This is a genomic window from Enterococcus silesiacus (assembly GCF_001886225.1).
Classification (GTDB): domain Bacteria; phylum Bacillota; class Bacilli; order Lactobacillales; family Enterococcaceae; genus Enterococcus_L; species Enterococcus_L silesiacus.
Window position 1 is genome coordinate 75,508 of sequence record NZ_JXLC01000002.1, and the last position, 14,519, is coordinate 90,026.

Here is a 14,519-nt window from a genome sequence, read left to right on the forward strand (position 1 = left end):
AATTGCATGACTTTTACAGAAGAAATAAGAATATCTGCTGAAGCAATTTGGCGGGAAAGTAAGGAACATCCATTTATCTCAGAGTTAAAGGCAGGAACATTAAAACCTGAAATTTTTCGTTTTTATTTGCTTCAAGATCGTTACTATCTGGAACAATTCAGTAAAATCCACTTACGAGCGGCAGATCTGGCAATGGATCAAGAGGTCAGAGCCTGTTTTTTAGAAGGAGTCAAAAGTTTAGAAGCGGCAGAAATTTCAGTGAGAAATACATTTTTCAAAGAGCTGGATGTGACAGAAAAAGAAATCAGTCAGACACCAATCGCGCCTACTGCGTATCATTATACATCACATATGTATCGAGAGCTTGAATCAAAAAGCCTTGCTAGAACGGCTGCGGCATTATTACCATGTTATTGGTTGTATCAAGAAATTGGGGAAGAACTAATTGAAAGCGGTTCGCCTGATCCACTATATCAACGCTGGATCGAAACATACGACAGTGAAGTATACCGAGCAGCTGTAATTCGGCAAAGGAAATTGACTGATTATTTAGCAGAACAAGTATCGCCTGACGAACGTGCCCTTATGCAGCAAGCCTTTATTATAAGTAGCTATGAAGAATTAAATTTTTGGGAAATGGCTTATACAAAACAACAATGGGGGCTAAAACATGATGAACTATGAGTTGATCGATGAGCTGCGCTTAAAAAATCCACTTGTGCATAATATTACGAATATCGTTGTAGCAAATGACTCTGCGAATGGGTTGTTGGCAATTGGAGCATCCCCTTTTATGTCTAGTACAATTGCAGAAATGGAAGAAGTAGCCTTGATTGCAGATGTTGTCGTTTTGAATATGGGGACTTTAAATGATGAACAACTAACAGCGATGATCTTAGCTGGTAAAAAAGCGAATGAACTAGGAAAACCAGTCGTTTTAGATCCAGTCGGTGCAGGAGCAACAAGTTATCGTAAACAAGCTGTTGAAAAATTATTGAGCCACGTTCATCCGACGTTGATTCGCGGGAATGCTGGTGAAATCGCAGCAATTGAAGGCAGTGATTGGTCAGCTAAAGGCGTAGATGCAGGAACTGGATCTGGTGATGTAACAAAGATCGCTGAAAATCTAGCGCTAAAACTGAACTGCTTTATCGCTGTCAGCGGAGCAACTGATACAATCACAGATGGCAGAAAAAGTTATCTTGTGAAAAATGGCACTCCTTATTTCACTAAAATGACTGGAGCCGGTTGTCTGCATGGCTGCATCTGTGGTGCTTTCTTAGCCGTTGATAAAGAGCGGTCGCTAGAAAGTGTTGTTACAGCTAGTGTGATGTACGCTTTGGCTGGTGAGTTAGTAGCAGAGCAGTTAACGCAGGTTTCTGTGGGCTCATTTAGAACCTACTTACTAGATCAATTGTCTTGTCTAGATAGTTTATTGGTTCAGCAAAAAGCAACTGTTGAAAGGAGTAATAAGAAATGAATGAAACCATCCAAGCATTAACAATAGCGGGATTTGACAGTGGCGGTGGCGCAGGAATGCAGGCGGATTTAAAAACCTTTCAAGAACGCTTAGTATTCGGGACATCTGTCTTGACCGCTTTACCGATCCAAAACACACAAGGCGTTAAAAAGGTTTATGATATTCCTTTGGATGCGATTCAAGATCAGTTAGTTGTTGTCAGAGAAGATTTCAAGATTTCTGCCGTAAAGACAGGCATGCTTTTTACCGCTGAAATTACGCACTTAGTATCAGAATTTTTAAAAGCAGCGGATTTTGGTCCTTTGGTTGTTGATCCTGTGATGATTGCTAAAAGTGGACATGCGTTGTTAAAAGATTCTGCTGTCAGGTCGCTGATTGAAGAACTGCTACCGCAAGCGTTTGTCATTACACCGAATATTCCTGAAGCAGAAGTGATGAGTAATATGACGATTACAACAAAAGATGAGATGCTGACAGCTGCGAAAAAGATTCAAGTGTTAGGTGCCAAAAACGTTGTTGTAAAAGGTGGACATCACCTTGAAGGGACACAATCAACAGACTTATTATTACTGGAAGATGGCCAGCTAGATTGGTTAGCGGCAGATAGAATCCCTACTAAAAACACTCATGGTACAGGCTGTACCTTTTCAGCCTGCATTACAGCCGAGCTGGCAAAAGGAGTTGATGTCAGATCGGCAGTTCATACTTCAAAAGAGTTCATCCAAGCAGCGATAGCTGATGGAATTCAAGTGGGTTTTGGAAATGGACCAACGAATCATTGGGCATACAGAAAGGTCGAAAGACATGAAGAATACTAAAGAAATGCTTTCAATTTATTTTATTGCAGGAACCCAAGATATCGAATCAGGTTATTTACCAGATGTGTTGGAGTCAGCTTTGCGGGCCGGAATTACCTGCTTTCAATATCGGGAAAAAGGCAAAGGCAGTTTGGAACACCCTGATGCCAAAAAGAAGATGGCGAAAATTTGCCAGCAACTATGCAAACAATATCAGGTTCCTTTCTTGATCAATGATGATATTGCTCTGGCTTTAGAAATTGATGCGGATGGTGTTCATGTAGGGCAAAAAGATCAGGAAATCAAAACGGTTTTGGCACTCTTTTCAAATAAAATTGTTGGTTTATCTTGTCATGACGAACGTGAGGTTCTGACAGCAAATGAATTGGCAGGCATCACTTATTATGGCATTGGTCCAGTTTTTGGTACGCTATCAAAAGCAGATGCCGAGGAGCCGATTGGTTTGAAAAAACTGACAGAATTGAAGGGAAAAGCATGTAAACCAGTTGTCGCAATAGGCGGTATCAATAGTGAAAACGTTCAAAGCGTCATAGGGACACAGGTGGATGGTATATCAGTGATCTCGGCCATTACATTAGCAAAAGATATTTCAAAAGCAGTTGGGAAATTAACGCAACCATAGGAGAGAGAACATGAAAAATTGGGTAAGAGTGGTTAGTCTATTAAGTTTCGTTCTATTTATTTTTTCAGGATGTGGGAATCAAAAACAGCAAGTGAAACAAAAAGAGCAGGTGGATTGGCCTTTTTATGAAATCCGTTCGGACAATCAAACTGTGGGGTATTTATTAGGTACTATTCATTTTGGAAAAAAAGAAATGTATCCCTTTCCAGATGAAATTATAGAAGCAATCCATAGCTCGTCAGAAGTAGTTTCAGAAGTCACCTTTGCTTCATTTGATTCACCGACGACAGCTGCTTTATCACAAAAGGCAATGGCTAAAAAACCACATATTATGACGGATTTAACAGTAGATGAAAAGGAACGATTAAGCCAAAAATTAGCTTCTTATAATTTTAAATTGGAAGATGTAAAAGACTTGAATTATTTTGGCTTATTATCGATGTTACAAGGACAATATGTGACGACCAATGATTTTTTACAAGGGGTCAATATAAACGTCGGAAATGAAGTGAGCAAAAGTAAAATAAAAAATACTGGATTTGAAACAGTTGCCGAACAATATCAATTGATGAATGAAGCGACAATGGATGTAACAAAAAAGTCGAGCTGGATTGAAGATATACCAGAATTATCAGATGCTATAACAGAAAATGAAAAGCTTTTAACTATGTATATTTCAGGTGAACTGGAGGAAAACTTTGATACCGTCTTTCAAGCGAATCAATACGAAGGATTCAAAGAAATTATTTTAGAGAAACGGAATTTAAATTGGCTACAAAAGCTGAAAGAAAAACTGCCAAATCAAAAGCAAACCTTTATCATTGTAGGTGCAGGGCATCTATACGGGAAGACTGGTTTGATTGCATTACTAGAAAACGAAGAGTATACAGTTAATAAAATAGAATAAAAAAAGCACGAGCAAAATCATGTGGGGTGATCTTGTTCGTGCTTTCACTTTGCTTAAAAAGTCTTTGCACTTTTTTAAAAACTAGTGTACTATTGAACTAGAACACTAGTGAAGGTGAAAATCAATTGGAGGTAAAGCCATGGATTTCCATACAGATCGGCCGATTTATTTACAGATTATGGACTTTATCATTCAGCAAATTGTTTCTGGAAAGCTTGAACCTGGGGATAAAATTAAAGCTGTAAGAGAAATGGCGGTCGAATTAGCCACAAATCCAAATACCGTTCAACGTGCTTTACAAGAATTAGAACGTGAAGATATTTTATTTTCTAAACGTGGATTGGGGCGCTTTGTCACAGAAGATACTGAAACAATCAACCAACTGCAAACACAAGCAGTTGGAAAAGTCATCGAAAATTTTTTAGCTGAAATGAAAAATTTTGGATGGACACAAGAACAAGCGAAAGATTTACTGGGAGAGTATATTGAAAGGGAGCAATAACGATGAAGGAATTAGTTAAGATTGAGCAATTGAGTTACCGCAAAGGAATGAAACAAATTTTTAGCCGTTTGAATTTTTCTGTTTCGTCGGGGAAAATCATTGCGTTGATCGGCGAGAATGGTTCTGGAAAAACTACGATCATGCGTTTACTTTCCGGGTTAGCTTTGAATTTTAAAGGGCAGATTTTAATCGATGATTGTGTCGTTGGGACCAAAACAAAGTCTTTTGTGGCTTATTTAGAAGATCAAAATAATTTTAAAGCGAATCAACAATTAGAAGACGTTATTTCATTTTATGCTCGCTTTTATGCAGATTTTGATAAGCGCAGAGCCTATGAATTGTTACGTTTCATGAACTTGAGCGAGTCAGAAAAATTAGGGAATTTATCAAAAGGAAATGCTGAAAAGTTTGCTTTAAGTATGACCCTGGCTAGAAGAGCAAAATTGTATTTGTTAGATGAGCCGTTAAGTGGAGTGGATTTGCTATCAAGAGAAAAAATCATTCAATCCTTGCTCCAGTGGTTTGATGAAGAGAGTACAATCATTATCACTACGCATCAACTGAGAGAAATCGAAACGATTATTGACGAAGTGATGTTTTTGCGTGATGGACAGATCATCCTTCATGAGTCTTTAGAGACAATCAAAGAAGTAAAACATAAGGACTTAGAAGATTTGTATCGGGAGGTGTATGAAATATGACCAAGTTCTTCCGTCTATTTTTTTCAAAAACACTTTTTCTTGTTTATAGTGCGAGTCTACTGTTGACTTTTTTATTGGGTCTTGTGAATGTTTATAATGTAAATCAACATTCTGTCGAATTTAGCATTGTCTTTTTAGCCTTTTCGATCATGCTTTTTTTCGTGCTTTTCTTTGTATTGGAAACGAATCGTATCTATCAATTTTTTCGGACAACGGATTTTCGCTTATTGCCTGTTAGTACGAGAACTCTTTATTTCTATAACTTGGTGTTCAGCACAATCGTAGGTGTTAGTTTTTTTATAGGAAATGTGATTATCGGGATAATTATGAATTATCTGATACTTAATATCCCGTTTTCTTTAAACGGAACTTGGATCGAAGGGATAGCTGCAATTGTTGATATAGTAGTGTTGTTTTTAATCATACAATTTCTAGTTTGTATCTATTCTGCTATTAAGCAGTTTATTCAAAAAAAATTCCGCTGGATTTTGGAAATTATTTTATTCATTATTTTTACGATGTTGATGGAGCATTTATCCGTTTTTGATTTGGGCATCATAAAATGGCTAGAGATGAATACACTTGGTTTAAAGCAAGAACTCTACTTTAGAGTAATTCTACAATTAGTGACAGCCTGCTTTTATTTTAGTCTAAGTATCTGGATGATCAATCGATATGTGGAAGCGGGGGATCAATAAATGTGGCAACTGTGGAATGAATTTCAGAAAGAGAGCCGCTCATTCTGGATGTCTAGCAACTTTGCATTTTTATTTGTTAGTGGATTTATTATTTACAAATTAGGCATTCAGCATATCCATTTTGAGGGGATTTCTCAATTTGTTTTAATCGTAGTATTGTTCTTCTTGTTTGTTCATTTTATCTGGGAGATGTATCGACAAATTGGCGCCTGGAAAAATAGTCAATATCGGTTGCTGCCGATCAGTGAAGCGAAATTTTACTTCAGCAATATCTTGTTTAGCTGGATTACGACCACGATTTTTTTATTTAGCTACTATTTATGTCTATTCGGTTTTGTTTTTTTGTTGGACAAGCAAGTAGATATGGCAAATTTTCAAGAGTACTGGAAGCATCTTTTAGTGGCTAGTTACTTTTTCTTGTCACTCTCGATTTATGTTCAGTTAGTGTATTTATTAAGTAGTTTGATCAGCATGAAAGCACCAGCCAAATTGCAGCGAGTATCAAAGTATCTGCTTTTTTTCCTTTTGTTTGCGGCAGAAGTAATGGTCAGTGAGCAATTATTAAATAGTTATCGAAAGATCTCATTTATTGATAGCCATCAGTTTAAAATCGCAGTAGGATATGTTTCGTTGTATCTAGAAGATTTGATTTTTGATGGATTTTTCCTTGTGATCAGTGCGATAGTCAGTATTTTTATTTTGAAGCATTACATTGAGGCAGAAAGAAGGTAAAGTATGGAAAATACACAGGTCTTAGAAGTAAAAGACATTTCAAAACGTGTCGGTAAGAAAAAGATCATCAAGGAAGCATCGTTTACAGTTGAAAGTGGGAGCGTTACTGGTTTGTTAGGTCCTAACGGTGCTGGTAAAACCACGATCATTCGGATGTTAGTCGGATTGATGAGTCATGATGGAGGATCGATTCAAATCAATGGACAATCGCTAGCAACTAATTTTAAAGAAGCGCTGGCTCATGTAGGCGCAATTGTTGAAAATTCAGAATTTTATAATTATATGACGGGAATGGAAAATCTAAAGCAATATGCAAGGATGTCGCAAAAAATAATCACGGATGAAGCTTTAGACCAGGTGATCCATAGTGTGCATCTAGAAAATAACATCGATCAAAAGGTCAAAACCTACTCTTTAGGAATGCGTCAACGACTAGGTGTAGCACAAGCAATTTTACACCAACCGGACTTGTTACTTTTAGATGAGCCGATGAATGGCCTAGATCCAAAAGGCATGCGGGAATTTCGCGAGATGATTGAATCATTGAAGAAACAAGGTGTGGGAGTCTTGATTTCGAGTCATCAGTTGAGTGATATGGAATTATTATGTGATGATTTGGTGATTGTTCAAAAAGGGGAAATCACTTATGTTGGCCCAATGAATAATCCAGAAGAAGACAATAAATTGATTTTATTACTGGAAACAGATCAGCAGCAAGAGACGTTAACGTTTTTAACTGAACAACAATATAGTGCAGCTGTAGAAGGAAAATATGTAAAGATCGAGCTGACTGAGGATATCAGAACAGTTTTAGTCAAACAATTAGTTGAGGCAGGGATCGGCATCAAAGAGTTAAAAGTACACGTCGATTCTTTAGAGGAAAACTTCCTGCGCTGGACAGAAGATGGGGGATTATAAGATGGGTGTATTGATAAAAAATGAATGGGTTAAGTTAATCAAGAAAAAATCCTCTTGGATTATGTGGATCATACTAATCGTCATGACCTTTGGCATCACTTTATTAGTCAAATCAACAACATCTTCTCAAAATGGTGAAGCGATGATGAAAGCCAATGATCTATTTGCAAGTTTGACTGAAATGACTTCATTTCTTAATTTGTTTATTGTGATTGTTGCAGCATCTATCGTTGCAGAAGAGTTTAGCCGTGGGACAATTAAATTTTTATTGATTCGTCCCTTTACGAGAAGCCAGATTTTATTCTCAAAGTTTGTTGTATGCTTGATTTATAGTGTGATTGGAACCGTCATTTTGTATCTGAGCAGTTTGATTTCGGCAAATCTCTTACTTACTAGCCAATCGCCTTTTGCACTTGTTAAAGGTTATCATGGCTGGAATGCATTGACTGTTGCAGCTGCGTATGCCGGGGCGAATTTACTGCTGATTCTTTTGTACGTCACAATCACGTTGTTTATTTCCGCTGCGATTCGTTCACAAAGTTTAGCGGTAGGTGTTGGGTTAGGCGTTTTGTTTGGTAGCAGTATTATTAATTCATTTTTGAATGTTGTGATTCAAAAGTATCAATGGTTAAAATGGAATCCGTTTAATATGCTGAATATTAAAAATACGGTTATGGAAAATACTGAAGCGGTTAATAATTATCCAGGCTACTTGAATTTTTGGCAAATGGCTAGTGGTATTTTGATCTATAGTTTGATTATTTATTTGTTGATGCAGCAGTTATTTAAAAAGCGAGATGTATCATTAAGTTGATATCTAGGTAAATAAAGGAGAGTGAATCAACGGCGCCAATATTGCTAAATACTTGTACACAAATGTCCTAGTCGGTGGATTCAAAGCTTGATAAAGGTAAGATCTTCTTTAGTGTCGTTGGTTGTGATTTAATAATTATGGGTAGGTTTAGGGGCTGGAAGAATTGGTAGGGAGAGCTGAAGGATGAAGCTAGTATTAGAAAATGTAAGTAAGAGTTTTGAAGGAAAGCAAGTTATTGACCATGCGAGTTTTACGTTTGAAAAGGGAAAAATTTATGGATTACTGGGTAGAAATGGTGCGGGGAAAACTACGCTGTTTAATTGTATTTCAAAAAATCTAACTCTTGATAATGGCATGATCAGCATTGAAAAAAATGGTCAAACAGAAGCAGATTATGAAAATACGGAAATCGGTTTCGTTTATACGACGCCACATTTACCAGCATTTATGACAGCGGTAGAATTTGTAAAATTTTTTATTGATATTAATAAAGACCGAATTAAAGAGCCTAAATCACCACAATCTTATTTGACTTCTGTTGGTATTGAGCTGGACGATCAAGATCGTTTACTCAAAGATTATTCTCACGGGATGCAAAACAAGGTGCAGATGTTGGTTTCTTTGATCGTTCAACCACCTGTTTTACTGCTTGATGAACCATTAACTTCTTTTGATGTTGTTGCAGCGCACGAGATGAAGGAAATAATTTTAAAAACTAAAAGCGATTCAATCGTGATTTTTTCTACACATATTTTACAGTTGGCTCAAGATTTGTGTGATGAAGTTGTATTGCTTCATCACAAGAAACTAGTAGCTGTTGATCCTGCGCGCATACATGACATAGATTTTGAAAAAGAAGTAGTTCAGCTGTTATCAGATGATAACGAATTGGCTACTCAGAGCATGGAGGAGTAAAAAGATGATGGTATTTTTTACGTATCTCCGAAATTATAGTTATTTTAAATTAACTAGTGTTGCTAAAAAGGTCAATGGCTTGATTTACTATTTAAAAAAGCTACCTTTGATTGGTAAAAAAATTCCAATAGCTCTTTATAGGTACTATCCAGTAAAACAAGCTATTGCTACTATCGCTTTTATATTAAGTCTACTGTTTAGTGCTTTTAATAAATTTATCTGGCTAGCTATGTATACTGGTATAGCAGCACTGATTGAGAGTGTTGTGATGCAGGAAAACGTAGTGGCATTACTTATTGCATTCAAACCGAGTGTTTTGGCAAATGGGCTTTTTCTCTGGTTCGTATTGAATGTTCTTTTTTTAGGATTTTATAATCGATTTGCGATGATACCTGATAAGAAGACGATTGATTTTTATGAGGAATTTCTATTATCAAGAACAGTTGTTGTTAGAGGAGATATGTTGTTGGATGTAGGCTATCAAGGAATTGCCTACCTTCCAGCAGCACTAGTTTTTGGTCGTTTATTTGGTCAAGAACTGTCAGTTGTTTTCTTTATTTTTTTCAGCTACTTGGCAGGAAATTACTTTTTCTCTTTATTGGGTCGAATTGTTTATATTTGGAAGTTTTCGGCTGTAAAGCGAAAAATATTTGGAGCAATCGTTGGTCTATCACTAATTGTTATTGGTGGTTTGATTGAGTACTTCAGAATAGTTCAGCCGATAATGACCATCCTTTTATCTTGGTGGGGAATTGTCTTGTTGTTTGTTTTGTTAATAGGTATTTTGCGGTTATTGTTGACGTTTAAACGAGAGAACGATTTTTTACTTTATTGGATAGAGCATACCAGTCTGAATTTGGAGACCTTAAATGATAGCGCTCAGGAACAGAATCAATATCTAGCAGAAGGTTTGACTATGCAAAAAAAATTAGTGGTTACCTCAGATCAAGTGTCCCGGAAGTTATCAGGCAGTCAATACTTAAATTCTTTACTGTTTAGTCGATATCGCTCAATTTTGAATAAAGCATTGTTGTTTCGCTTTTATTTCATTGTTACAGCGTGGGTATTGATTATTCTTGCAAGTTTATTTGGTTTCTTTAACAAAGCGGATAATGGAGAGTTGGTCAAGACGTTTCCTAACTTATTTTTTGTTATGTATATGGCAAGCTTTGGGAAAAAAGTAGTACAGATGGTTTTTGTCAATTGTGATGTTTCGATGCTGTACTATCCTTTTTATCGAGAAGCAAGTACGATTCTTGCGGGATTTAATTATCGTTTTAAGCAAACGTTTTATTACAATAGCATTGTTTCTGCTGGGATTTTTATTGGTTATATGCTTCTCCAAGTGATGAATGATTTCTTTTTAAGTTGGCAATTTTTTGGTATGTTATTGCTCCTTTTGATTGCTTTATCGTTTCTATTTTCTTTTCATGAGTTGTTTGTTTATTATATTATTCAGCCATTTACAGGAGATATGGAAGTTGTGAGTCCATTATATAAAATTATTTCAGGAGTATTTTACTGGATTTCTTATATGAATATCCAATTACATTCAGTAGGGTATTTTTATGTGACAATCGTTGTCTTGTGTTGTCTAGTTTATGTGTTGGTAGGTTTCATTGTTATCTATAAAAAAGCACCAAAAACATTTCGTATCAAAACATAGGGGATCAAACTAAATAACGGTGAAAATTAGAAAGTATCTTTTTAAATTAATACTAAAATAAAAAAGTTGAGAACGCTATAATGATAGTGTTTTTCAACTTTTTTAGGTTTTGTGAACAGAATGATCAAACTAGATTATTAGAAAAAATAAGTGTTTTCTGATTAATCTAATAAATTGCTGATAAAATCAATAATTATGCAGAACAAAGCTTGTTTAAATGTATAAAAATGATTATGATTAAAAAGATATTTTATACTTAATTATGATTAGGAGTGTTTTGATGGAACAAAAGCAATTGCGATGGTTTACTGTTGGTCTGATCGCTTTCAACATGGTTTGGGGCTTAGGTAATGTCGTGAATAACTATGCGCAACAAGGGATTTCTGTTGTGACATCTTGGGTTTTGATTTTGGTCTTATACTTTATTCCCTATGCATTGATCGTAGGACAACTTGGTTCAACGTTTAAAGACAGTAGCGGAGGCGTTAGTTCGTGGGTACAAAATACTAGTACGAAACGCTTGGCTTATTATGCAGCGTGGACGTATTGGGTTGTACACATCCCGTATCTAGCTCAAAAGCCTCAATTAGTTCTGATTGCTTTCGGTTGGGCGATCCAAGGGAACGGGGACATTGTAAATAATTTCTCTGTGGTTGGAATCACATTGATTTCGTTAGCTATTTTTCTAGTATTCTTATTGCTATCGACAAAAGGCTTGATGACTTTAAAAGTTATTGGAGGAATGGCAGGAACAGCGATTTTTGTAATGTCTATGCTGTTCATTTTATTAGCCGTTGGTGCACCAATGATGAATTCAACAGTTGAATTTGCTACACCACACATGGATAAGATCAGTACGTACATACCTAAATTTGATTTTAGTTACTTTACGACCGTCTCCATGCTGGTATTTGCCGTTGGTGGAGCTGAGAAAATTTCACCATACGTAAACTCAATGAGAAACCCAGCAAAAGAATTTCCCAAAGGCATGATTTTCTTAGCTGCAATGGTTGGAGTTTCTGCGGTACTAGGTTCATTTGCGATGGGTATGCTTTTTGCAAGTAATAATATTCCGGAAGATTTAATGGCTAATGGTGCCTATACAGCTTTCCAATTGTTAGGTGAGTATTATGGTGTTGGGAATTTATTAATGATTATTTATGCCATCACAAATGGTATTGGACAAATTTCAGCGCTAGCGTTTTCAATAGATGCGCCACTACAAATTCTTTTAGCTGATGCAGATCCTGATTACGTGCCCGCAGCGTTACGCAAGAGAAGTAAAAAAGGAACTTTGGTCAATGGCTACCTATTAACAGGTATTTTGGTTAGCATTATTATTGTGTTGCCAATGTTTGGTATCGATAATATCAAAGAATTAGTCAAATGGTTGACTAACTTAAATTCTGTTGTGATGCCAATGCGTTATCTATGGGTATTCTTTGCTTATATGATGTTGAATAAAGCGTATAAAAATTATACGTCAGAGTACAAGTTTATTAAAAATCCAAAAATTGCTTTCGCCTTTGGTTTATGGTGCTTCTTGTTTACAGCATTTGCTTGTATTTTAGGGATGGTACCAAAAATCGATTTTAATACTGATCCCAAGGCTTGGTTCTTCCAATTAGCGTCGAATGTCATCACGCCGATTGTGTTGATTTTATTGGGAATGATTTTACCAGCCCTTGCTCGTCGTGATAAAAAGAAAGCTTAAATAACTCTATAGTAGAGAGAAACATGCAATCGTGTGTTTCTCTCTCTTTTCTTTTATCTCGATAAATGATGGAATGAATTTTAATTCAAATAATCCTGCTTTATATTCTTTATAACAAGATAAAAACCATTGTTTTTCTTTTAATTTCACATATTTATAAAAAAATGAGAACATTTTTCCGTTTTTATCGGTATAATGAAAGGGAAGTCTGTTCTTTTTTCTAAAAAAATGATACGATTTATAAAGGAAAAAAATTGAGGAAGTGAGAACGATTAGTAAGCGACAACGCCAATCAGAAAAAGAAGAACGATCAACTTATCTTTGTAAAGAGGTAGATCCCGATTATTTAGGCCGTGAAGTCTATGCTGATAATGTAGATACGCCTTATTCATTTTATTTAGTTAGAAAGTTAACTCTAGCAAAAGATTATCAAAATTTAGCTGAAGGCGAAGCTTTTTTTGACGCAATCTGTGATAGCTGGGATGCAACAGAAGAGTTTGAAGAACTAGTAGTTAAAAAGATTTATATGTATGTTGAAACTGAGACCATGTATTATACATTATTTATGGGAAGTTTTGAGCCGACCAGAAGAGAGCTGCGAATGAATCTGAAACAATGGTTCGAAGAAATCTCGCTTGAAAAACAAGACCGTTCTCTAGTCTATAAAGGTGAGCCGACATTGAACTCTGGTGAAATACAGGGAATGATGAAACAAATGCTTGAAACCTCAAATGAGATTTTTCGTCTGCGTAAAATGATTACGGATTTAACTGACACGATCAATCATGGGAAAATCGAAATGTATGCAGCGAAAAGTGATCCAATCATTTCTAGAAGCATTCAAACGATTCATCTTAAAAGAGCGCAACCTTTAGTGATCGAAGAAAACCAAGCACAAGAGGAAATCGCTACTCCAGACGAATCTGTCAATGTGAAGGTGGCGTCAGTTGGGGAATCAACTATTGAAACAATTGAAATACCAACTCCGGTTGAGCAAGTGACAGAGCCAAAGGAAGAAGTAGAGGAAGTCGCGGAAAAAAAGTCGGCGCCCGAATTGGCGGAAAAACCAATGGAAGAAGATTTCCAAGTCATAGACGAACCTACAACTTACCAAACGCAAGAAGCAAAAAGTAAGGAACAAGCAGATCAGGTTGCTCCTGTAAAAAAAGAACGTACTTCAATCAAATTAAAACGCAAACAAATGGAGCAAGCGAAACAACCTGTTGAAACCGATACGAAAGATCAAGCAGAACAAGAAGGTCTGGAAAGAACACCGTTAGACTTAAAGTTATTAGTATTGAAAAAAGGAAAAGTAAAAAAAGTAACACCAAGCAATTGGCCGCGTTTTTCTAAACACCTAAAAGCAAGCAAACTACTTGAAGCACCAACGAAGATTCCTAATTTCTCTAAGAGTGAGATGGAAAATTTGGAAGATGAAATCTATTTGTGTTTCATGAACAAGCGGATGCGTTTAGGAGCAAAGAAAAGCAATCCACAGAAAAAAAGTATTCTTCGTTCTGAATTACTCGCTCAAATTAGCCAAGCGGAATATTTAAATTATTCTTGGGGACAAGTTTTAAGACAACGAAAAGAAGATGTTTTGATCTGCGGGCGTCTTAGTTGTGGTGGATTAGTTTCTTCTCTTGATGACTTTTTGCAGGAAATGCGGGAAATCGCATATAGTCGTTCATTGTTTGGCAAAAAGGTCCGCTGCTCGGTGGATTTACTCCGTCGCTTAGAAGGATATATTTTAATGGATCAATATATGCAGAATCTAAGTTTGATGCCGGTTGAGAAATAGCTAGCAGTATCGAGAAAGTGAATCGTTTTTAACAGATTAGATGGAACTGTATAGTTTTGATCTAGTCTGTTTTTTGTCTTCTTTTTAAATAGCTTACATAGCTACATGTCAAAATATCATAGATCGATTTTGATAGATAATAATGAATTACACCCTATTTTTTATGCTGATTTATCGACTGAGTTGCTATAAAGTGAAAAGTGATGTCTTTTGGTTAAATAATGTTTCTAA

At 36.1% G+C, this 14,519-nt stretch carries 15 protein-coding genes; all 15 read left to right on the forward strand.

All coding sequences use genetic code 11. The features are described 5' to 3' along the window. Nucleotides 1–6: 6 nt before the first annotated feature. The 15 genes from tenA (at nucleotide 7) to RV15_RS01595 (ending at nucleotide 14,288) form a co-directional block, all read left to right on the forward strand. Nucleotides 7–684 (forward strand): thiaminase II, encoded by a 678-nt coding sequence (gene tenA, locus RV15_RS01525; protein ID WP_071876302.1) that lies wholly within the window; start codon nucleotides 7–9, stop codon nucleotides 682–684. After that, the gene (gene thiM, locus RV15_RS01530; RefSeq protein WP_071876303.1) at nucleotides 671–1,480 is read left to right on the forward strand and encodes a hydroxyethylthiazole kinase; all 810 of its coding nucleotides are present in this window, start codon (nucleotides 671–673) and stop codon (nucleotides 1,478–1,480) included. The genes tenA and thiM overlap by 14 nt, the downstream gene beginning before the upstream one ends. After that, nucleotides 1,477–2,298: a bifunctional hydroxymethylpyrimidine kinase/phosphomethylpyrimidine kinase gene (thiD, locus tag RV15_RS01535; RefSeq protein WP_071876304.1), complete on the forward strand. Its 822-nt coding sequence runs from the start codon at nucleotides 1,477–1,479 to the stop codon at nucleotides 2,296–2,298. The genes thiM and thiD overlap by 4 nt, the downstream gene beginning before the upstream one ends. Next, on the forward strand, nucleotides 2,285–2,920 hold the full coding sequence (gene thiE, locus RV15_RS01540) for a thiamine phosphate synthase (RefSeq protein WP_071876305.1): 636 nt from the start codon (nucleotides 2,285–2,287) through the stop codon (nucleotides 2,918–2,920). Before thiD ends, thiE begins: the two co-directional genes overlap by 14 nt. Before the next feature lie 10 nt (nucleotides 2,921–2,930). Further along, a complete protein-coding gene (locus tag RV15_RS01545) occupies nucleotides 2,931–3,827 on the forward strand; it encodes a TraB/GumN family protein (RefSeq protein WP_071876306.1) in 897 nt (298 codons plus the stop codon). A 139-nt stretch (nucleotides 3,828–3,966) separates the two neighbouring features. Next, nucleotides 3,967–4,329, forward strand: coding sequence for a GntR family transcriptional regulator (locus RV15_RS01550; protein ID WP_071876307.1), 363 nt, complete (start codon nucleotides 3,967–3,969; stop codon nucleotides 4,327–4,329). Between the two features lie 2 nt (nucleotides 4,330–4,331). After that, nucleotides 4,332–5,030: an ATP-binding cassette domain-containing protein gene (locus tag RV15_RS01555; protein WP_071876308.1), complete on the forward strand. Its 699-nt coding sequence runs from the start codon at nucleotides 4,332–4,334 to the stop codon at nucleotides 5,028–5,030. Next, nucleotides 5,027–5,728, forward strand: coding sequence for a hypothetical protein (locus RV15_RS01560; protein ID WP_071876309.1), 702 nt, complete (start codon nucleotides 5,027–5,029; stop codon nucleotides 5,726–5,728). Before RV15_RS01555 ends, RV15_RS01560 begins: the two co-directional genes overlap by 4 nt. After that, a complete protein-coding gene (locus RV15_RS01565) occupies nucleotides 5,729–6,460 on the forward strand; it encodes a hypothetical protein (protein ID WP_071876310.1) in 732 nt (243 codons plus the stop codon). It begins immediately after the preceding gene. A gap of 3 nt (nucleotides 6,461–6,463) precedes the next feature. Then, nucleotides 6,464–7,378, forward strand: coding sequence for an ABC transporter ATP-binding protein (locus RV15_RS01570; protein ID WP_071876311.1), 915 nt, complete (start codon nucleotides 6,464–6,466; stop codon nucleotides 7,376–7,378). A gap of 1 nt (nucleotide 7,379) precedes the next feature. Continuing rightward, the gene (locus RV15_RS01575) at nucleotides 7,380–8,192 is read left to right on the forward strand and encodes an ABC transporter permease (RefSeq protein WP_071876312.1); all 813 of its coding nucleotides are present in this window, start codon (nucleotides 7,380–7,382) and stop codon (nucleotides 8,190–8,192) included. A 183-nt stretch (nucleotides 8,193–8,375) separates the two neighbouring features. Beyond that, complete coding sequence (locus RV15_RS01580; RefSeq protein ID WP_071876313.1) at nucleotides 8,376–9,107, forward strand: ABC transporter ATP-binding protein; 732 nt, start codon at nucleotides 8,376–8,378, stop codon at nucleotides 9,105–9,107. A gap of 4 nt (nucleotides 9,108–9,111) precedes the next feature. After that, nucleotides 9,112–10,773 carry a hypothetical protein gene (locus RV15_RS01585; protein WP_071876314.1) on the forward strand — a complete coding sequence of 554 codons (1,662 nt, stop codon included), beginning with the start codon at nucleotides 9,112–9,114 and terminating at the stop codon, nucleotides 10,771–10,773. Nucleotides 10,774–11,053: 280 nt separating this feature from the next. Beyond that, on the forward strand, nucleotides 11,054–12,487 hold the full coding sequence (locus RV15_RS01590; RefSeq protein ID WP_071876315.1) for an amino acid permease: 1,434 nt from the start codon (nucleotides 11,054–11,056) through the stop codon (nucleotides 12,485–12,487). A 262-nt stretch (nucleotides 12,488–12,749) separates the two neighbouring features. Further along, entirely contained in the window at nucleotides 12,750–14,288 is a 1,539-nt protein-coding gene (locus RV15_RS01595; protein WP_071876316.1) for a hypothetical protein, read from the forward strand. Nucleotides 14,289–14,519: the final 231 nt, after the last annotated feature.

What these genes read in the sequence shown, in the direction of transcription:
- RV15_RS01560 (WP_071876309.1), top strand. Translation starts at nt 5,027, where the DNA reads ATGACCAAGTTCTTCCGTCTATTTTTTTCAAAAACACTTTTTCTTGTT.
- RV15_RS01555 (WP_071876308.1), top strand. Translation starts at nt 4,332, where the DNA reads ATGAAGGAATTAGTTAAGATTGAGCAATTGAGTTACCGCAAAGGAATG.
- thiM (WP_071876303.1), top strand. Translation starts at nt 671, where the DNA reads ATGATGAACTATGAGTTGATCGATGAGCTGCGCTTAAAAAATCCACTT.
- RV15_RS01565 (WP_071876310.1), top strand. Translation starts at nt 5,729, where the DNA reads ATGTGGCAACTGTGGAATGAATTTCAGAAAGAGAGCCGCTCATTCTGG.
- thiE (WP_071876305.1), top strand. Translation starts at nt 2,285, where the DNA reads ATGAAGAATACTAAAGAAATGCTTTCAATTTATTTTATTGCAGGAACC.
- thiD (WP_071876304.1), top strand. Translation starts at nt 1,477, where the DNA reads ATGAATGAAACCATCCAAGCATTAACAATAGCGGGATTTGACAGTGGC.
- RV15_RS01575 (WP_071876312.1), top strand. Translation starts at nt 7,380, where the DNA reads ATGGGTGTATTGATAAAAAATGAATGGGTTAAGTTAATCAAGAAAAAA.
- RV15_RS01570 (WP_071876311.1), top strand. Translation starts at nt 6,464, where the DNA reads ATGGAAAATACACAGGTCTTAGAAGTAAAAGACATTTCAAAACGTGTC.
- RV15_RS01590 (WP_071876315.1), top strand. Translation starts at nt 11,054, where the DNA reads ATGGAACAAAAGCAATTGCGATGGTTTACTGTTGGTCTGATCGCTTTC.
- RV15_RS01585 (WP_071876314.1), top strand. Translation starts at nt 9,112, where the DNA reads ATGATGGTATTTTTTACGTATCTCCGAAATTATAGTTATTTTAAATTA.
- tenA (WP_071876302.1), top strand. Translation starts at nt 7, where the DNA reads ATGACTTTTACAGAAGAAATAAGAATATCTGCTGAAGCAATTTGGCGG.
- RV15_RS01580 (WP_071876313.1), top strand. Translation starts at nt 8,376, where the DNA reads ATGAAGCTAGTATTAGAAAATGTAAGTAAGAGTTTTGAAGGAAAGCAA.
- RV15_RS01550 (WP_071876307.1), top strand. Translation starts at nt 3,967, where the DNA reads ATGGATTTCCATACAGATCGGCCGATTTATTTACAGATTATGGACTTT.
- RV15_RS01545 (WP_071876306.1), top strand. Translation starts at nt 2,931, where the DNA reads ATGAAAAATTGGGTAAGAGTGGTTAGTCTATTAAGTTTCGTTCTATTT.